Raw genomic sequence first — 17,017 nt, forward strand, 5'->3', positions numbered from 1 at the left:
GGCGCCCCCGTGGGGATGGCCTAACGGCCTGCCGCACTCTCTGAAGGGATTGGTCAGTTGCCCTCGGGCGAGCCGAGTGGGGCCCCGGGGCCGTCGACCAGCTCGCAGTCGGCCACGGGCCCGGTGGAGACGCGCGCCCGGATGGCGGCGACCACCCCACCCTGATGCTCGGAGACGCTGAACTCCAGCACCGCGACCTGGTCGTCCTTGACGACCTTGGGGTCGATCGTGAAGCCTCGCCCCCAGTTCTCAGGTGGCGACGAGACGCTGAGGGAAGCCTCTTCCTTGGACAGGAAGTTCTGGCTGCGAGGCTGCGGGCTGCACTGCTTGCCCATAGGAACGTAGTCCACGATCGCATTGAGCCCCATGCCCTTCAGGTCTGCCTGCAGGCTTTTGGGGTTCTTGGCCTCGTTGATGGTGATGAGGATGGTGCCGTCGTCATTCTGGGAGACGGCGTAGGCCGCGCCGCCGCCCAGAGCCAGCGGGGCGGCGATCGCTACGGCAGCGGCGGCGGCCAGCACCGGGGCCAGGACGGCAGGGCGCAGCAGCCGCCGTTTCGGCTTGGCCGGCTGAGCGTCCTGATGAATCTCGGTCATCACGAACTCCTTGAGGTGTCGGTGCCGGTCCCGCGGGAGTTCGGGCTCCACCTGAAACGGCAGTAGCCGGGCCAGCTCTTCTCGCTCGCTTGCGTTCATCGGTACTCCTCCCTTGTGAACCGGACCGCGGTATCGCGGCCACCTCTTACCTGTCGTGACGGCCGGAGCGGTTCCCCTTCAGCCGCAAACTTCTCCAGTTTCCTTCGCGCCCGAGACAGCCGGGACCGGACCGTGCCCACCGAGATGCCGAGCGCCTCGGCCGCCTCGATGTAGCCGAGGCCCGTCCCGACGACCAACGCGAACACCTCCTGCTCCTGGCGGCGCAGCCTGCCGTAGACCCGCCGGACCGCAGCCAGTCGCTCGGCGTCGCCGATGCGCCCCACCACCTCGTCGGCGAGGTCCGGGACCTCCTCGCTTCTGGGCATCCGGGTCAGGGCGTCGTCGTATCGGCGAGCGGCCCGCCGGGTATTGCGCGCGACGTTGGTGGCGATGCCCAGCAACCACGGCCGTAGGGAGCCGCCATCGGCGTCGATGCGGTGCCGCAGCCGCCAGGCCTCCAGGAAGGTCAGGGATGTCACGTCCTCGGCGGTCGACCAGTTTCCCGTCAGTCGGAAGGCATGGCCGTACACCGATCGGGCGAACTCATCGAAGAGCTGCTCGAACGCCTCTGTATCCCCGTCACGTATCCGGGCACGTATCGACATATCCACACACAGGGACTGTCCACAGCGCTACCTGGGTTCCCAAAAGCACAAAGAAGTCCGGCGGTAGGGACGGTTACAACTTGCAGAACGAGCAGTGGGAAGTCCGCCGGTTCTTCGTCCGCGACCCGAATGGCCGCGTGGTCAACATCCTGGGGCGTCGATGACCACAAAGATCCGACAGCGGTATCAGCCGATGTGCGGCACAGCCCTGCCCGCCAGGAAGTGGCCAATCCGCAGCCGCATTGACCGGTCCACCGCCAGCGTCTCGACCTCCTCGCGTGGCACCCAGCGGACTTCGCGGGATTCATCGCTCGGTGTCGGCTCACCCTCGACGGCACGACCGGTGAGCACGATGGAGAACTCCTGACGAGCCTCGCCGTTGGAGGTGTAGAGGATGACATGCCGAGGGTCGGTATAGGTGCCGATCAGGCCGGTGATCTCACACCTGATCCCGGTCTCCTCCAGAGTCTCGCGGATCGCCGCCTCGGGCAGGGACTCGCCGAGGTCGATCGCACCACCGGGAACGGCCCAGTTGCCATTGTCGCTGCGGCGGATCATCAGGATCTCGCCCGCCTCGTTGGTGACCACGACGTTCACCGAGGGAACCAGGCTGTTGGGCCTGGGCGCGGCGGGGTCATCGTAGAAGTCGATCCGGCGGCCCATGCTCGGGACTCTACCGGCGTCGTACCGGCGCGGATGTTTTGAAGCCGCTTAGGTAGGTCGAGGCTTTCTTCATGGGTAGTCATCCTTGGAAGTGCAGTGCGAGCGTGACGAACCTGTACCCGTTCAGTGCTGCAAAAACGAGGTAGGCGATCCAAGTCACCCTGTGCCGCCGCAGAATCAGAAGCACCATTGTGGCGATGTACAAGCCAAACCCTGAGAAGAGGAGGGCGAAGAGCACCGAGTCCGGATCGCTGAACTCGGGCATTTCTGGATCCCAGTCGTAACTAGTCGGTATGAAGCTGAGGAGCATCGCAAACAGCGCAAGGATGGAGAGACCCGTACTCATCAGAGCCACCGCAGCCTTTCGGTACCCAGGGCCGGATGCGCCGAAGTTGGCCTGCATCTCTGGGGCTTCGCTGCTCATGGCAGAGCCTCTCTGCGTCTCACCGGGTGTTCGGTAGCTCTCTGGGAGATCATTCATCGGCGGCGCGCAGGATGTCCATCGCGTGGATCACGTCGGTGACCACGTGGTCCGGGGGGCGCCCATGACCGGCCCGGGTTCCGCGGTCGATCCAGACCGTTCGCAGGCCGGCCGCGTGTCCTCCGCCGATGTCCGCGACGGGGTGGTCGCCGACCATCCAGCCCCCGCCGGTGAAACTCATACCGCATCGCTTGGCGGCGATCTCGAACAGGCCGACGTCGGGTTTGCGGATGCCCTCGACGCCCGAGAGTGCGTAGCCGTCGACGGCATCGGCCAGGCCCGTCCGCTGGATCTTGCCGAGCTGGTTGTCCGCTGTCCCGTTGGTGACGATCCCGACCCGCCATCCGGACGCGCGTAGCTCTGCCAGTGCGGCGATGACCTCGGGACGACACTCGACAAGATGCGGCATCCGACGGCGATACGCGGCCCACAGCTCCGCTGCCGGAACCGACAGCTTGAACCGCTCGCAGACCTTGGTGAAGAACAGCTCGCGGTGGGGAAGGCCGTTACGGTCCAGCTTGACCAGATAGTCGACGGCCCTCCGGCCGAGTCGACGCTCCTCGGCGAACTCCTCCGCCCATAGCAGGAAGGCGGCGTCCAGGTCGATGAGCGTGTTGTCCAAGTCGAAGAGCGCCAATCGCTGCACGATGCCCGATCCTAGGCGGGGCCGGCTTCGCTTTACAGACCCGTGCTCCGGCCGGCGGCCGGGTGCTGTGGGATCGGTGGCCGCGGCCTACTCAGAGGAGAGACGACCTGCGGAAACGCTCCGAGATCCATCCCACGCATATCCCACAGCCGCTGACATACGACTGCCCACGGTGGCACACGGCTGCGCAGAGCCGGATGGAGGGAAGACGTGAACGCCCAGGTCAAGGACATGATCGCTGGTCAAGAGAGTGCCCCCGGCATGATTCGAACATGCGACACCCGCTTTAGGAGAGCGGTGCTCTATCCCCTGAGCTACGGAGGCAAGGGGCCAGATCTAAGAGTAGCGAAAATGACGAGTGGATGCGCGGGCGGAGGGTGGGTGGCTGCCGAACGATAGGTCAGCACTTCACTGAGCAGCGGTAAAGGGGAGACAAGTAGGCGAGGATCCCAGGTCAAGGATGGCTATCGTCACCACCCGTGAACGAACGGCGACGGAAGCGGATTCGGGGGCGTCGCGCGCTGCGGCCTCTGGTGCTGTGTGGGGCGATGCTGGCGCCTGCGCTTCTGGCAGGTGGCCTTCTGGCGGCTGAGCTCGGCGGATACGACGAGGGCATGCGGGAGGCCGCTGCCATGGAGAGGCCCGCCGGGAACGTCGTACGGCCGGCGATACTGGAGCCGGCCTTGGATACGGCTTTCGAGCCGAGATGGGTGCCTCCCCCCTCCTCCGGCCGGACGTACGAGATCGTCGCGTCGCGAGGCGGGATGGACGTGCGCCGCTCCACGGCGGACGCCGTCCCCCTTGACGTCCCCGGCATCGTGCGGAAGGCCATGCCCCGGCTGCCTGGGATGCGAACGCACGGCGCGCGGGCGAGGACGCCCGGACCGCCCGGGACGGGGACGCATACCTCCGGGGTGCGGGCGCGGACGTCCAGGCAGCTCGGAATGCGGGCGCGGGCGCCCAAGCTGTCTGAGATCCCCCGGGTGAGTCAGATGTCACCGAAGCATCTGCGAGTGCTGACGTTCACCTGTCCGAAGGAATGGCAGGAGACCTGGTTGTGGAAGGTCTGCCGGGATCGGGGGGGGAGGGAAAGCTGAGGATCGGATCGCCAAATGGGGTGTTCGACGCATATCGGCTGGGGGGAGTCTGGCTCGGAGACTCAGCGAGCTGTAGTAGCGTGCGTGCCTGACCCAGGTCACGAGTTCGCAAACGGAGGGGTCGAACGTGCCACCTCGTCGATCAGCGGGTCTGATCGCCGTTGTCGCGACCATGACTACCCTCTTGCCGGGGGCCGCTGCCGCAGAGCGGGCGCCGATGGAAGTCAGGTCCGTCGCCGCCCCCGAGTCCGTGAGACTCGCGGAGCTCCGTCGTGACCCCGTGAACCTCACCGAACTGCGCCGTGAGGCGGAGAAGGCGTCCAAGGATCTTGAGGGCGCGACCAAGGCGCTGGAGCAGCGGCGGGCCAAGATCCAGGCCTCGCAGAAGCAGCTCACCGCGAAGCTGCGCGAACTGCAGGTCGCCGACAGAGCCTTCGCCCTGGTACGGCAGCCGCTGTCGGACATCGCCGGGCGGCTCTACCAGCAGTCCACGGGTAGTGACCTGGCCGGCCTCCTGTCCGGTAATGCCGACGTGTCGACCCTGCGGGCCATGTCCGACGTCTCCCAGCTCGTGGCCGAGCGGGAGCGGTTCCTCGAGGACAGCGGCAAGCTGCATGCCGAACGTGAGCGGCTGGCCGCCGAGGCACAGGAGCTGCGGGCGGGCACCCTCCTGTCGGAGGCGCAGATGGGCGCCGAGATCCAGACGCTCAGGGTGCGGTCGGAGAAGGTGGTGAAATCGCTGTCGCAGGCTCTGGTGAAGCTGGGGGTGAAGGTCGACAAGGGCGGGCAGCCCGCGGCGGGCTGCGCCCCGACCAAGGCGATGTCGGCGAACGAGTTCGCCAACGGACTGATCCCGAAGGCCTACCTGTGCCCGCTCCAGCAGCGAGGCAAAGAGCTGCGGGGAGACGCGGCTCTCGCGTTCATCAGCCTCAACGAGGCCTACAAGAGACAGTTCGGCACCGCCATGTGCGTAACCGACAGCTACCGGAACCTGGCCGAGCAGCAGTCGGTCTACTACCGCCGTCCCGGTTTCGCCGCCATCCCGGGTCGGAGCAACCACGGACTGGGGCTCGCCGTCGACCTTTGCGGTGGTGTGGAGCGGTTCCGGTCACCCCAGTTCAACTGGCTGGAGACCAACTCCAAGAAGTTCGGCTGGTTCCATCCCCAGTGGGCCTACGTCAGCCCGTTCGAGCCCTGGCACTGGGAGTATGACCCGAAGCTGGGCTCCTTGCTGTAGACCGCCGTCTCACGGGGCGGCCCGGCGGCCGGAAGACCGGTGCCGCTGCCGGTCAGCCCCCGCGGGGGTTGATCGTGATCGACAGGTGTCCGCCCGCCTGAGCCGAGGCGAGTTTGACGGCCTGGTCGGAAGTGGTGGCCAGCACGATGAGCGCGCCCCTGTCCTGCTCCCCGTCCGGGGTGGTGAGGACGGTGACGTCTTCGGCCACGGTCCGGGCGGGAGCGGCGTCCTCCCAGGTTGAGGAGGCGGCGAGAACGTCCACGACATCGCCGGGGGAGAGCAGCCGTGCGGTCTCCGGATCGGCGACGCGGACCGGGGTGGCGACTGTTCCCGGACCATGGGCGGCGAGCAGGCTGGGGCCGAGCAGCCGGGTGTCCGTCAGCGGCTCCCCTCGGCGCATGGGGCCGGTCAGCACCCTTCCGGTGACCGGTGTGCCGGGCCGTACGGCCCCGTCGGGCACCGTGTCGGGTCGCAGGGCGACCGCCTTCATGTCGGCGGCGTCCAGCGTGCCGCTGGGGAGGTCGCGGGCCGCGGCGAGAACGGTGACCGACGCGGTGTCCGGCCGCAGGCCGATGAGGGCGCACACCGTCGCCAGGGCGGCGGCGACGGCGGCGAGGACGCGATGGCGGCGGCCGAGAAAACGGCGGAAGGCGCGCATGACTGACTCCATCGGGGAGAGCCGGGCCGGCGCGGAGCCCGTGACGGGGTGCTTCGCCGTACGGCGGAGCGGTGGAGGTGCTGTTCGGGGAAGACGAAAAGGAGCTTGAGGCCGTTCAGGGCGGTGTCGCGGGCGCGAGGGGCTACGTGGGAGGACGGCTGGAGCCGTTCAGGGTGGTGTGTCGTAGGCGTGGGGAAGGTGCTATTCGGGGAGGTCGAAGGGGAGCTTGAGGCCGTCCAGGGCGTTGCCGCAGGCGCAGGTGCGCTCCTCGGGCAGGGCGGTGACGACGTCGGTGACGAGGGAGCGCATACGGGCGATGTTGGTGCCGAAGAAGGCGAGGACCTCCTCGTGGGTGACCCCCTCGCCGGCCTCGACTCCGGCGTCGTGGTCGGTGACCAGCGAGAGCGAGGTGTAGCAGAGGGCCAGCTCGCGGGCGAGGACGGCCTCGGGGAAACCGGTCATGCCGACGATCGACCAGCCGTTGGCGGTGAACCAGCGGGACTCGGCGCGGGTGGAGAAGCGGGGACCTTCGATGACCACCAGGGTGCCGCCGTCGACGAGCTCCCACTGGGAGGACCGGGCGGTGGAGGCGGCCGCCGCGCGGCCGGTGGGGCAGTAGGGGTCGGCGAAGGCGACGTGCACGACACCGCCGTTGTCGTAGTAGGTCTGCACCCGGCCGGAGGTGCGGTCGACGAACTGGTCGGGGACGACCAGGGTGCCGGGGCCGATCTCGGGGCGGAGCGAGCCGACGGCGCTGGGGGCCAGCACCTGGCGGACGCCGAGGGAGCGCAGGGCCCACAGGTTGGCGCGATAGGGGATGCGGTGGGGTGAGAAGCGGTGGTCGCGGCCGTGCCGGGGGAGGAACGCCACCGAACGCGACCCGATCCTGCCGACGGTGACGACGTCGCTGGGCAGGCCGTACGGAGTGGTGACCTCGACCTCCGTGGCGTCGTCGAGCAGGGAGTAGAAGCCCGAGCCGCCGATGACCCCGATGTCTGCGCGAGTGACCATGGCGCAGAGATTAGCGCCACAGTCGGCCGTGTGGAGAGGTCGGGGCCGTCCTGTGGACAACACGGTCCAACGCGGCCCCGCCCTGTGGACAACCGCACCGGGTCCGCGGGCCTGCGGCGGGAACCGCCCCAGGCCAGATGGCCTCAGGAGGCCGCGGCCGCCGGGCTGCTCGTGCTCTTCGACGGCTTCGAGGCCGCGGACTCCGTCGACGAGCCGGAGGACGACGACCCGGAGGACGAGTCGGAGCCCGACGAGGACGCGGTCGAGGTCGCGCTGGTGCTGCCGGAGCTCACCGTGCTGGTGGAGGAGGAACGGCTGTCGGTGCGGTAGAAGCCCGAGCCCTTGAAGACGATGCCGACCGCGGAGAACACCTTGCGGAGGCTGCCGGCGCACTTCGGACACTCGGTGAGCGCATCGTCGGAGAACTTCTGGACGATGTCGAACTCGTTGCCGCATTCACTACAGGCGTACTGGTAGGTGGGCACGCGCTCCTCCTCGTTGATCCGCGCCGATTGGCACTCTAGTGACGCGACTGCTAATGGTACGCAGCCGACAGGCATAAACGCGAGTCGGAGCCGTCGCATTCCATCCGGCTCAGGTGCCCCGCTCGCCGAACCAGCCGGCGAGTTTGCCCCTGCGGCTGATCGCCCGTATCCGTCTTTCGACCGGATCCCTGCAGGCCGCAGTGGTCACGACCAGGAGCTGGTCGTCGATTCTGATCCTGGTGGAGTCGGTGGGCACGAACGTCCGGCCGTCCCTGACGATCAGCGTTACCTGGGCGTCGGAGGGCAGTCGCAGCTCGAAGATCTCCACGCCCTGCAGCTTGGAGGTCGGCGGCACCCTGATCTGCAGCAGGTCGGCGTTGAGCTCCTCCAGCGGCGCCGACTCCACCTCCAGGTCGCGGGCCTCGTCGGGAGTGGAGAGCCCGAGCAGCGTCGCCACGAAGGGCAGCGTCGGCCCTTGCAGCAGGGTGTAGACGCCGACGATGACGAAGACCTCGTTGAACACGAGTTTGGCGGTGTGGTCGGCGACCGAGGTCGCGGCCCAGGGGATGGTGGCGAGCACGATGGGCACCGCCCCGCGCAGCCCCGCCCAGGACAGGAACGCCTGCTCCTGCCAGCGGAGGCGGTCGACCCTCGCCAGCCGTACCAGGAACCCCGAGACGACGATCGACAGCGGCCGGGCCACCAGGACCAGGATCAGTCCGGCCACCAGGCCCGGGACGATCGCCGACGGCATCTCCGACGGGCTGGCCAGGATGCCGAGCATGACGAACAGGCCGATCTGGGCCAGCCAGGCCACGCCCTCGGCGAATCCCCGGGTGGCACTCCGGTGCGGCATCCGGGAGTTGCCCATCACCAGGGCGGTCAGGTAGACCGCGAGGAAGCCGCTGCCGTGCAGGAGCACGGCTCCGGCGTAGGCGGTGAACGCCAGCGCGAGCACCGCGATCGGGTAGAGGCCGGAGACCGGCAGCGCGATGCGGCGCAGCGCGTAGACGCCCAGCGGCCCGACGGCCAGGCCGACGACCGCGCCCACCACCAGCTCGAAGAGGACCAGCAGCAGCGCGTGCCCCAGGGTGGGCGAGGCGGCGGCGCTCAGCAGCATCACGGCGATGACGGTGGGGGCGTCGTTGAGACCGGACTCGGCCTCCAGGATGCCCGCCAGGCGCGGAGGCAGGGGGAGGCGGCGCAGGACGGAGAAGACGGCCGCGGCGTCGGTGGAGGCGAGGATCGCGCCGAGCAGCAGGGAGGTCCGCCAGTCCATGTCAAGCAGGACGTACACCGGCACCGCGACGGCTGCGATGCTCACCCCGACGCCGACGGTGGCCAGCACCAGCGCGGTCGGGACCGAGCGTCTGACGTGGTTCCAGTTGGTGGTCAGGCCGCCCTCGGCGAGGATGATCGCCAGCGCGATCAGTCCCACCTGCTGGGCGAGCTCAGGGTTCTCGAACTGGACCCCGAAGCCGGATTCGCCGATGACCAGGCCGAAGCCCAGGAAGATGAGGAGGCTCGGCAGCCCGCTCCGATGGGCGACCCGCACCGCCAGGATGGCCGCGATGACGATCGCGGCCCCCAGAAGCAGCCAGACATCCCATCCCATCTGGCCCCCTCTCTAACTCCGGGGACCATTGTGTCGCATTCGGCCAGTCGTCAAGAACGTCCGGCGACGACGCGGACGATCCCGCTCGGCAGGGCCGCGTAACGGACCGGCAGGTCATGGGGTTCGGCGGGAACGCCTTCCCGCAACTCGCCCTCGTGCAGCAGGGCGACCGTCGGCACGTTCGGGCCGACCCGTGCCAGCGCCCGGTCGTAGGAGCCGCCGCCGCGGCCGAGCCGTACGCCGGTGGACCGGTCGACCGCCAGTGCGGGCACGATGACCAGGGCCGCGGTCCTGATCGCGTCGACGCCGCGCCGGGTGTCCACCGGCTCCATGATCCCGAAGCGGCCCGGTGCGAGGGTGTCGGGTCCGTCGTAGACCGCCCAGTCGAGATCATTGTCGTCGCGGAGCACCGGGAGGATCACGGTGGCGCCGTGTTTCCAGAGCGCGAAGACGAGTCCGTGGGTCTCAGGCTCGGTGCCGGTCGACCAGTAGCACGCGACGAGCCCGGCCATCTGGACCCAGGGCCGGTCCAGCAGCGACTCCCTCGTCCGCACGGAAGCCGAGTGCCGCTCGTTTTCCGGGAGCGAGGCGCGCACGGCCTCGATCTCGGCACGCAGCTTCAGCTTGTCCACAGGTCCCTCCACTATTGTTTCAGTTATGGCCGACTTCCATCCTGTGACCAAAGCTGTCGTTCCCGCCGCGGGGTTGGGCACCCGATTCCTTCCGGCGACCAAGGCCACTCCCAAGGAGATGCTGCCGATCGTCGACAAGCCCGCGATCCAGTATGTCGTCGAGGAGGCCGTCTCCGCCGGTCTGCTCGACGTCCTGATGGTCACCGGAAAGAACAAGCGTTCCATCGAGGACCACTTCGACCGGGCGATCGAGCTTGAGGACGTCCTGGAGGCCAAGGGGGACGACGAGCGGCTCTCCCAGGTGCGCGAGCCCGCCGACCTGGCGACCCTGCACTACGTGCGGCAGGGTGAGCCGCGCGGGCTCGGCCACGCCGTGCTCTGCGCCAAGCAGCACGTGGGCGACCACCCGTTCGCCTGCCTGCTCGGCGACGACCTGATCGACTACCGCGACGAGCTCCTCAAGCGCATGATCGAGGTCCGTCGCACCCACGGCGGCAGCGTCATCGCGCTGATGGAGGTGCCCAAGGAGCAGGTCTCCCTGTACGGCTGCGCCGCGATCGAGCCCACCGCCGAGGACGACGTGGTCCGGGTGACCGATCTGGTGGAGAAGCCCTCCGCCGAGGACGCCCCGTCCAACTGGGCCATCATCGGCCGCTACGTGATCGACCCGGCCGTGTTCGAGGTCCTGGAGAACACCCCGCCGGGCCGCGGCAACGAGATCCAGCTGACCGACGCGCTGCGCACCCTGGCCGGCCGCGGCGGCGACGAGGGCGGGCCGGTCCACGGCGTGCTGTTCCGCGGTCGCCGCTACGACACCGGCAACAAGCTCGACTACCTGCGCACGGTGGTGCAGTTCGCGGCGGACCGTCCGGACCTGGCGCCGGAGTTCATGCCCTGGCTGAAGGAATTCCTGGCCTCGCGATGAGCGCTACGAGCCCGATGCGATCGGTCGACGAGCACCTGGCGGACATCCTGCGCACCGTCCGGGTGCTCGCCCCGCTGGAGCTCGACGTGGAGCACGCGCTGGGCACCACCCTGGCCGAGGAGATCGTCTCCCCGGTCGCGCTGCCGCCGTTCGACAACTCGGCCATGGACGGCTACGCCGTACGGGCCCAGGACGTCGGCCGGGTCCCGGTGACGCTCCCGGTGGTCGGCGACATCGCGGCCGGCGGCGGGGGGCGGCTCACCGTCGGCCCCGGCACGGTCGCGCGGATCATGACCGGCGCCCCGATGCCCGAGGGCGCCGACGCCGTGGTCCCGGTCGAGTGGACCGACGGCGGCACGGAGCAGGTCACGATCGAGCGATCGGCACCGGAGGGCAACGCGATCCGCCGGGCCGGCGAGGACGTGGTCCCCGGTGAGGTCGTGCTGCCGGCGGGCACCCTGATCGGACCGGCGCAGCTGGGCGTCCTGGCCGGTGCCGGCCGCCGCCGGGTGCTGGTGCGGCCCCGGCCGAGAGTCGTGGTGATCTCCACCGGAGCCGAGCTGGCCGAGCCGGGCACGCCCCTGGCCCCCGGCCAGATCTGGGAGTCCAACAGCTACACCCTGGTCGCCGCCGTCCGCGAGGCCGGGAGCGAGGGATACCGGGCCGGAGTCGTGGCCGACGACGCCCGGCTCTTCCTCGACCAGCTCGACGCCCAGCTCCTGCGGGCCGATGTCGTGATCACCAGCGGTGGCGTCTCGATGGGCGCCTACGAACCGGTCAAGGAGGCGCTCGCCCCGCTCGGCACGGTCCGTTTCGACCGCGTCGCCATGCAGCCGGGCATGCCCCAGGGATTCGGCGTGGTGGGTGAGGACCAGATCCCGGTCTTCGCGCTGCCGGGCAACCCGGTGTCGTCCTTCGTGTCGTTCATGGTGTTCGTCCGGCCGGCGCTGCGGAAGATGCGCGGCCTGCCCGCCGGCCCCACCCCGACCGTGCGGGCCGTGACCGCCGCACCGCTCCGCTCGCCCGGAGGCAGGCGGTCCTACCTGCGGGCGATACTGGCCGACGACGGTTCGGTGGCCCCCGTGCGCGGCCAGGGCTCGCACCAACTCGCCGCCCTGGCCTCGGCCAACGCCCTGATCGTGGTGCCCGAAGACGTCACCGAGCTGCCGGAGGGCGCGACCGTGGAGGTCATCCGGCTGTGAGCGGCGGACAAGCCGGGACCGTGCATTCCGAGGACATGGGGGCCGTATGAGTGGGTTCACGCACATCGACGAGACCGGCGCGGCGCGCATGGTGGACGTCTCCGCCAAGGACGTCTCCGTCCGTACGGCCGCCGCCACCGGCAAGGTGCTGCTGTCGGCCGAGGCCGTGGCCCTGCTGCGGTCGGGGGACATCCCCAAGGGGGACGCGATCGGCACCGCGCGGATCGCCGGCATCATGGGCGCCAAGCGGACCCCTGATCTGATCCCGCTCTGCCATCCGATCGCGCTGCACGGCGTGAAGGTCGAGCTGGCTGTGGTCGACGACGGCGTGGAGATCGCCGCGCGGGTCAGGACGGCGGACCGGACCGGCGTCGAGATGGAGGCGCTGACCTCGGTCACCGTCGCCGCGCTCGCGCTGATCGACATGGTCAAGGCGGTGGATCCGGCAGCGGTGATCACCGATGTCCGGGTCGAGGAGAAGACCGGCGGGAAGACCGGGGTCTGGACCCGGCAGGCGTGACTGCGGGGCCCGGACCGGGCAGGGAGGGTCGTCGGTGCCGGGGGCTTGGCCCGGACGGTGCCGGGACCTGGCTCGGACAGCGCCGGGACCTGATCCGGACGGTTCCGGATCTGGGGCGGCCGGTGCCAGGGGCAGCGACGCACGCGGTGCTCCGTCCCGCCGTGGCAGGTGAGACCGACTTCCTCCCCAGAGCCGAAGCTCGGGGTCGTCATGCTGGAGGATTGGGATGAGAGCTCTGGTGATCACGGCGTCCAACCGGGCCGCTGCGGGGATATACGAGGATAAATCAGGGAAACTTCTGGCCGAGCTCCTCCGGGAGGCCGGGTGCGCCGTGGACGGCCCCCAGGTGGTCCCCGACGGCGACCCGGTCGAGGCGGCGCTCCGGGCCGGAGTGGCCGAGGGCTACGACGTGATCGTCACCACCGGCGGCACCGGACTGACCCCGGCCGACCTCACGCCGGAGATGACCGGCCGGGTGCTCGACCGGGAGATCCCCGGTATCGCCGAGGCCATCCGTCAGGCGGACCGCGACCGGGTGCCCACCTCGATCCTGTCCCGTGGGCTGGCCGGTCAGGCGGGCGGCAGCCTGGTCGTCAACCTGCCGGGCTCCTCCGGCGGGGTCCGCGACGGCATGGCCGTACTCCTGCCCGTCCTGCGGCACGCCGTGGACCAGATCCACGGGGGAGACCACCCGCGCTGACCCACCTGGACGGTTCCGTGGACCGCCCTTTCACATGGGGGGGCGCCGCGGTGAGTACGGCGGTGGCGTGAGCTCTGACGGATCGCCCTTCTCATGGGAGGTCGCTGTGCCGACCTATCCGGACGGTTCCGGGGTCGCCGTGGTGAGTATGGCGATGGCGTCAGCCCTGACAGATCATCCTGTCTCATGGGGACTCGCTCTTCCCGATCTCCCGGAGGACTCCATGGCACGCCGGTATGTCTTCGGGAGATGATGGAGAGCGTGGATCGACTTCGTGGCTGGCCGGTGACCCTGACGGAAGGCCCGGTGGGACTTCGGCCGTTGCGCCTGCGGGACGTGCGTGTCTGGCGGGAATCACGGCTGCGCAACGCCAACTGGCTCCGGCCCTGGGAGCCGAGCAATCCCGAGACCCCCCTGTTCAGGACGGGGCTCGGCCCCTACATCTCGATGACGGGCACCCTCCGCAGGGAGGCCAGGCAGGCGCTCGCGCTGCCCTGGGTCGTCACCTACGAGGGCGCCTTCGCCGGGCAGCTCACCGTCGGGGCCATCGTCTGGGGCTCGGCCAGATCGGCCCAGATCGGATACTGGGTGGACGGCGCACTGGCCGGTCGGGGCATCATTCCCACCGCGGTGGCCATGGCGGTCGACCACTGCTTCTTCACCGCCGGACTGCACCGGGTGGAGGCCAACATCAGGCCGGAGAACCACGCCAGCCGCAGGGTGGTTGAAAAGCTGGGTTTCAGGGAAGAAGGCGTCAGAAGACGGCATCTGCACATCGACGGTGCTTGGCGTGACCACATTTGTTATGCCCTCACGGTCGAAGACGCACCCAGGGGTTTACTCGTGCGGTGGCGGAGGAGCCGGGAATCGGCGGCCCATGGTGGCCCTCCCCATGAAGAGGTTTGAAGATCTCGCGACACACCGCACTGAATACTCGTCAAATAGTGACACGCGGTCTTACGGTGCGTGACGTGAGCACATTGAGGACGCCAAGAGACCACAGGCGTTCTTATGCTGCCCGGAGGTGTCCGTGAGCAGTGCTCTTCTGTATCTGGCCATTGTCGTGATGTGGTTGTGCGTCCTCGTTCCCATGTGGTTGCGCAGGGATCGGCCCGCCTCTGTCGAGACGTACAACGACGCCGAGCCGCCTCTCCAGGACGAGCAGCCGATCGAGGACGAGGCCGCCGACACCCAGATCGTCGCCCGCTCCGACATCCTGCCCGAAATAGTGGATTCGGTCGAGCCCGATTCGAGACTTTCACCGTCCGGATATCGTCGCGCAGAGCGGCGTCGCCGGGCGGGACAGGTGGCCAAGCGCAGACGGTTGACCCTCTGGTGCACGCTGCTGGTCATCGCCTCGGTGGTGACGGCTGCCGTCAAGGTGATCCCCTGGTGGGGCGTTTCGCCTTCTTTGGTGCTTCTGGGGTCCTATCTGGCGGTCCTGCGGGTCTCAGTGCAGATCGACGCCGAGCAGCGCACAGCCGCCGCTCAGGCCCGCGCGGAACGTGCCAGGCGGGCCCGCCGGAGGGCCGCCGAGCAGGAGGCTCAGCAGCCGGTGGCGGAGATCATCGATCTGGACGCGCACCGCGACGAGCTCTTCGACCAGTACGCCGAGCCTCCCCGCCGCGCGGTCGGCGACTGATCAGTGCGCCGGATGGCGCGAGCGCGCCCGGAAGTTTGCTAATCTAGTGCACGTCTTGGGGATGTAGCGCAGTCCGGTAGCGCACTTCGTTCGCATCGAAGGGGTCAGGGGTTCGAATCCCCTCATCTCCACAAGACGAAAGGCCCGATTCCAGATCATGGAACCGGGCCTTTTCGCTGTTCAGATGACATGCAGGTCGTCAGTGGCCAGGGCCGAGCGGGGTGGCGTCCGTTGAGGGTTCCGGGGGCGGAGTCAGCGAAAAGTCAGCAGACGTCTTCGGAGCGGGTGGGCCGCCGCGTTGTGACGAGGAGATCAGCCGACGACCGGGTCAGACGTCAAGGTTGTCGAGGATGACGACGGGGGCGTTCTCCACATCCGGCCAGTCGCTCTCGAACCCCATGCCAGTGGCCGCCTCGATGAAGGCGAACGCCGCGCTGCGCTTGCCGCGGTAGTCCTCCGGGTCGAGGGTGGCTAGCATGGCGCGGAAGTCGGCCAGGATGCTTGGATCACCGTTCTCCACCCTGTGTTCGGTGAAGATGAAGTTGCGCATCCGCGCCCGGATTTCGCCGCCGGCCGCATAAAGGATCGTGTATCCCCCCTTGAAGTGCCAGGTCACCATCCACACGCGTGATTCCCTGCTGAGCTCGATCAGGACGCGGTCGGACAGACCGAAGCCATAGGCGAGTTCGAGGAAACCCCAGGTTCCTTCTCCCTCGGAGACGAGGAGGACGGGGCGGTCCTCCTCCCCGGCCTCTTCCCCGGGGTACTCCATGACGCGCTGCTCAGGGGCGCGGCCTCCGTTCAGTCGTCGCAGGAGGTCGTCCACTGTGATCTCTTCGTTGAGGGGTTGCACGACGGTCCAGGAGAGTCCGTCCTCCAGCCACTGATGCCGCTCGAAGAAATCGCGGTAGTAGTTGATCACATGATCATTGTGGCGGAGGTCGAGCCGCAGGATGAAGGCCCGACTCCAGATAGCAGAATCGAGCTTTCTCGCCGTATCTCTGGTTAACTCCACCAGTCTTGTTCAGGCAGCTTGAGCCACATGTCGGCCTGGCCGTTGATCGATCGGGCGTCAGTCGGCCGAAGGCCTGCTCCGGCGAAGCAGTAGGCCTCGGCCTGGTGGTGGTAGAGGTAGGTGGCGAGGATCTCCTCTGCGGATTCTTCGGAGTAGACGCTGCCGCCGCCGGGGTGGGTGTCCCATTCCTCGATGGCGCCATCATGGGCGATGGCCCCCTGGTTGCCGCTCTTGGGATTGGCGAACAGCCCGTAGCAGACGGTGCCGACCGACAGGCGTTCTATGACGCCGGGGTTGGACGCGGCGTATCCACACGGCTGAAAGACGACGCATCCGCCGGGCACGTCGGTGACACCGATGACGGACAAACTGGCGTCGAGATCCGCCCAGGGATCCTCCATGATCTCTTCAACGTCGGCGTCATCAACCGGTACGGCCTCTAGGCGCCGCATCGCCTCGGCAGCGGTAATGCCAGCTACGCAGGCGAGGCTGTGGCCGTCGTCGTCGAAGCGCCCCAACGCGGCGATCAGGCGTCTGGCCTCTGCCACGGCGGCGGCCTCAGTGGCGGACAGGCCAGCCTTCCCATCGGGAAGAGTGAACAGATCGGGGGTGGGAGTGGCCAGGCTGAGCCGTCCCGGAGACCAGCCGTTCATCATCGGCCGCCACGGGTTTGCTCCGGCAGCGATAAGTGCGCGGGCGTTGTCGGGGCGGTTGTTGAAAACGGCGAGCCAGAGTGCGGTACGACCTTCGTGCTCCGCGTCGACGTCGTCGACGCGCTGGGCCAGTTCCGTGACCACCTCGGGTGAACCGCGCTCGGCTGCCTCATGAAGTGGCCGTCCATGGAAGGACGTCCCTGAGTTCGGGTCGGCTCCCGCGTCGAGCCGGGCACGGACCAGGCTGAGGTTCGTCCAGCCGTCCCAGCCGATGCTGGACCATCCGGATCTATCGTTGACGACCATGGCCGCTCCTTGAGGGGATGTAAGGGATGTATGACCGCCGATCATGGCGTACGAGGCCGACAGATTCAGGTCGCGGCCACAGCCGGTCCAGGAGGGGGCCACATCCTCTGGTGATCGTGGTCATGTCGGCCGGCGAGAGGCTGGGCAGAGTCAGCGAAAAGTCAGCGGACCCGCTGACACGAGAGCGCAGCCGGGATCAACGGACGTCATCATCACGGCACCTGACAAC

19 protein-coding genes, 2 tRNA genes and 1 pseudogene are annotated in these 17,017 nt (G+C 68.5%); 9 read left to right on the forward strand and 13 right to left on the reverse strand.

Annotated elements, in window-relative coordinates:
• Positions 1–53 precede the first annotated feature (53 nt).
• The 6 genes from OHA77_RS24815 to OHA77_RS24840 form a co-directional block, all read right to left on the reverse strand.
• Positions 54–695 (reverse strand): hypothetical protein, encoded by a 642-nt coding sequence (locus tag OHA77_RS24815; RefSeq protein ID WP_406311891.1) that lies wholly within the window; start codon positions 693–695, stop codon positions 54–56.
• The gene (locus tag OHA77_RS24820) at positions 692–1,300 is read right to left on the reverse strand and encodes an RNA polymerase sigma factor (RefSeq protein ID WP_406319867.1); all 609 of its coding nucleotides are present in this window, start codon (positions 1,298–1,300) and stop codon (positions 692–694) included. Before OHA77_RS24820 ends, OHA77_RS24815 begins: the two co-directional genes overlap by 4 nt.
• A 186-nt stretch (positions 1,301–1,486) precedes the next feature.
• Positions 1,487–1,963: an NUDIX hydrolase gene (locus tag OHA77_RS24825; RefSeq protein WP_406311892.1), complete on the reverse strand. Its 477-nt coding sequence runs from the start codon at positions 1,961–1,963 to the stop codon at positions 1,487–1,489.
• 79 nt (positions 1,964–2,042) lie between these two features.
• Positions 2,043–2,387: a hypothetical protein gene (locus tag OHA77_RS24830; protein WP_406311893.1), complete on the reverse strand. Its 345-nt coding sequence runs from the start codon at positions 2,385–2,387 to the stop codon at positions 2,043–2,045.
• A gap of 49 nt (positions 2,388–2,436) precedes the next feature.
• Entirely contained in the window at positions 2,437–3,090 is a 654-nt protein-coding gene (locus tag OHA77_RS24835) for an HAD family hydrolase (protein ID WP_406311894.1), read from the reverse strand.
• Positions 3,091–3,341: 251 nt separating this feature from the next.
• A tRNA-Arg gene (locus OHA77_RS24840) sits at positions 3,342–3,414 on the reverse strand.
• 990 nt (positions 3,415–4,404) lie between these two features.
• On the opposite strand from OHA77_RS24840, the gene OHA77_RS24845 reads away from it, so the two are divergent.
• Positions 4,405–5,424 carry a D-alanyl-D-alanine carboxypeptidase family protein gene (locus OHA77_RS24845; protein ID WP_406311895.1) on the forward strand — a complete coding sequence of 340 codons (1,020 nt, stop codon included), beginning with the start codon at positions 4,405–4,407 and terminating at the stop codon, positions 5,422–5,424.
• Between the two features lie 52 nt (positions 5,425–5,476).
• Here the strand turns inward: OHA77_RS24845 and OHA77_RS24850 are convergent, their stop codons facing one another.
• Both OHA77_RS24850 and OHA77_RS24855 read right to left on the reverse strand, forming a co-directional pair.
• A complete protein-coding gene (locus tag OHA77_RS24850; RefSeq protein WP_406311896.1) occupies positions 5,477–6,082 on the reverse strand; it encodes a Flp pilus assembly protein CpaB in 606 nt (201 codons plus the stop codon).
• 201 nt (positions 6,083–6,283) lie between these two features.
• Positions 6,284–7,093: an S-methyl-5'-thioadenosine phosphorylase gene (locus OHA77_RS24855; protein ID WP_406311897.1), complete on the reverse strand. Its 810-nt coding sequence runs from the start codon at positions 7,091–7,093 to the stop codon at positions 6,284–6,286.
• 84 nt (positions 7,094–7,177) lie between these two features.
• Between OHA77_RS24855 and OHA77_RS24860 the strand changes: the two genes are divergently transcribed.
• Positions 7,178–7,423 (forward strand): hypothetical protein, encoded by a 246-nt coding sequence (locus OHA77_RS24860; RefSeq protein ID WP_406319972.1) that lies wholly within the window; start codon positions 7,178–7,180, stop codon positions 7,421–7,423.
• 62 nt (positions 7,424–7,485) lie between these two features.
• Here the strand turns inward: OHA77_RS24860 and OHA77_RS24865 are convergent.
• The 3 genes and pseudogenes from OHA77_RS24865 to OHA77_RS24875 form a co-directional block, all read right to left on the reverse strand.
• A pseudogene (locus tag OHA77_RS24865) lies at positions 7,486–7,677 on the reverse strand (FmdB family zinc ribbon protein); the annotation flags it as partial.
• 10 nt (positions 7,678–7,687) lie between these two features.
• The gene (locus OHA77_RS24870; protein WP_406311898.1) at positions 7,688–9,193 is read right to left on the reverse strand and encodes a potassium/proton antiporter; all 1,506 of its coding nucleotides are present in this window, start codon (positions 9,191–9,193) and stop codon (positions 7,688–7,690) included.
• A 50-nt stretch (positions 9,194–9,243) separates the two neighbouring features.
• Entirely contained in the window at positions 9,244–9,825 is a 582-nt protein-coding gene (locus OHA77_RS24875) for a 5-formyltetrahydrofolate cyclo-ligase (RefSeq protein WP_406311899.1), read from the reverse strand.
• Positions 9,826–9,850: 25 nt separating this feature from the next.
• Here OHA77_RS24875 and galU point away from each other — a divergent pair, with 25 nt between their 5' ends.
• From galU to OHA77_RS24910, 7 genes are all read left to right on the forward strand, one after another.
• A complete protein-coding gene (galU, locus tag OHA77_RS24880; RefSeq protein ID WP_326825807.1) occupies positions 9,851–10,750 on the forward strand; it encodes a UTP--glucose-1-phosphate uridylyltransferase GalU in 900 nt (299 codons plus the stop codon).
• Between the two features lie 14 nt (positions 10,751–10,764).
• Positions 10,765–11,952, forward strand: a complete 1,188-nt coding sequence (gene glp, locus OHA77_RS24885; protein ID WP_326826931.1) for a gephyrin-like molybdotransferase Glp — start codon at positions 10,765–10,767, stop codon at positions 11,950–11,952.
• Positions 11,953–11,998: 46 nt separating this feature from the next.
• The gene (moaC, locus tag OHA77_RS24890) at positions 11,999–12,472 is read left to right on the forward strand and encodes a cyclic pyranopterin monophosphate synthase MoaC (RefSeq protein ID WP_406311900.1); all 474 of its coding nucleotides are present in this window, start codon (positions 11,999–12,001) and stop codon (positions 12,470–12,472) included.
• A gap of 226 nt (positions 12,473–12,698) precedes the next feature.
• Entirely contained in the window at positions 12,699–13,172 is a 474-nt protein-coding gene (locus OHA77_RS24895) for a molybdenum cofactor biosynthesis protein B (RefSeq protein ID WP_406311901.1), read from the forward strand.
• Between the two features lie 252 nt (positions 13,173–13,424).
• Positions 13,425–14,078, forward strand: coding sequence for a GNAT family protein (locus OHA77_RS24900; protein WP_326826930.1), 654 nt, complete (start codon positions 13,425–13,427; stop codon positions 14,076–14,078).
• Between the two features lie 124 nt (positions 14,079–14,202).
• Positions 14,203–14,814, forward strand: coding sequence for a hypothetical protein (locus tag OHA77_RS24905; RefSeq protein WP_406311902.1), 612 nt, complete (start codon positions 14,203–14,205; stop codon positions 14,812–14,814).
• Between the two features lie 57 nt (positions 14,815–14,871).
• Positions 14,872–14,945 (forward strand) — tRNA-Ala (locus OHA77_RS24910).
• 197 nt (positions 14,946–15,142) lie between these two features.
• Here the strand turns inward: OHA77_RS24910 and OHA77_RS24915 are convergent.
• Positions 15,143–15,736: a hypothetical protein gene (locus tag OHA77_RS24915; RefSeq protein WP_406311903.1), complete on the reverse strand. Its 594-nt coding sequence runs from the start codon at positions 15,734–15,736 to the stop codon at positions 15,143–15,145.
• Between the two features lie 83 nt (positions 15,737–15,819).
• Positions 15,820–16,788 carry an ankyrin repeat domain-containing protein gene (locus tag OHA77_RS24920; RefSeq protein WP_406311904.1) on the reverse strand — a complete coding sequence of 323 codons (969 nt, stop codon included), beginning with the start codon at positions 16,786–16,788 and terminating at the stop codon, positions 15,820–15,822.
• Positions 16,789–17,017 lie beyond the last annotated feature (229 nt).

Origin of the sequence: Streptosporangium sp. NBC_01639, assembly GCF_045209755.1 — a bacterium.
In the GTDB taxonomy this organism is placed as follows: domain Bacteria; phylum Actinomycetota; class Actinomycetes; order Streptosporangiales; family Streptosporangiaceae; genus Streptosporangium.

Bases quoted from the DNA above. Each gene is read 5' to 3' on its own strand.
- OHA77_RS24815 (WP_406311891.1), bottom strand. From the start codon at position 695: ATGAACGCAAGCGAGCGAGAAGAGCTGGCCCGGCTACTGCCGTTTCAG.
- OHA77_RS24820 (WP_406319867.1), bottom strand. From the start codon at position 1,300: ATGTCGATACGTGCCCGGATACGTGACGGGGATACAGAGGCGTTCGAG.
- OHA77_RS24825 (WP_406311892.1), bottom strand. From the start codon at position 1,963: ATGGGCCGCCGGATCGACTTCTACGATGACCCCGCCGCGCCCAGGCCC.
- OHA77_RS24830 (WP_406311893.1), bottom strand. From the start codon at position 2,387: ATGAGCAGCGAAGCCCCAGAGATGCAGGCCAACTTCGGCGCATCCGGC.
- OHA77_RS24845 (WP_406311895.1), top strand. From the start codon at position 4,405: ATGGAAGTCAGGTCCGTCGCCGCCCCCGAGTCCGTGAGACTCGCGGAG.
- OHA77_RS24850 (WP_406311896.1), bottom strand. From the start codon at position 6,082: ATGCGCGCCTTCCGCCGTTTTCTCGGCCGCCGCCATCGCGTCCTCGCC.
- OHA77_RS24855 (WP_406311897.1), bottom strand. From the start codon at position 7,093: ATGGTCACTCGCGCAGACATCGGGGTCATCGGCGGCTCGGGCTTCTAC.
- OHA77_RS24870 (WP_406311898.1), bottom strand. From the start codon at position 9,193: ATGGGATGGGATGTCTGGCTGCTTCTGGGGGCCGCGATCGTCATCGCG.
- galU (WP_326825807.1), top strand. From the start codon at position 9,851: ATGGCCGACTTCCATCCTGTGACCAAAGCTGTCGTTCCCGCCGCGGGG.
- glp (WP_326826931.1), top strand. From the start codon at position 10,765: ATGCGATCGGTCGACGAGCACCTGGCGGACATCCTGCGCACCGTCCGG.
- moaC (WP_406311900.1), top strand. From the start codon at position 11,999: ATGAGTGGGTTCACGCACATCGACGAGACCGGCGCGGCGCGCATGGTG.
- OHA77_RS24895 (WP_406311901.1), top strand. From the start codon at position 12,699: ATGAGAGCTCTGGTGATCACGGCGTCCAACCGGGCCGCTGCGGGGATA.
- OHA77_RS24900 (WP_326826930.1), top strand. From the start codon at position 13,425: ATGGAGAGCGTGGATCGACTTCGTGGCTGGCCGGTGACCCTGACGGAA.
- OHA77_RS24920 (WP_406311904.1), bottom strand. From the start codon at position 16,788: ATGGTCGTCAACGATAGATCCGGATGGTCCAGCATCGGCTGGGACGGC.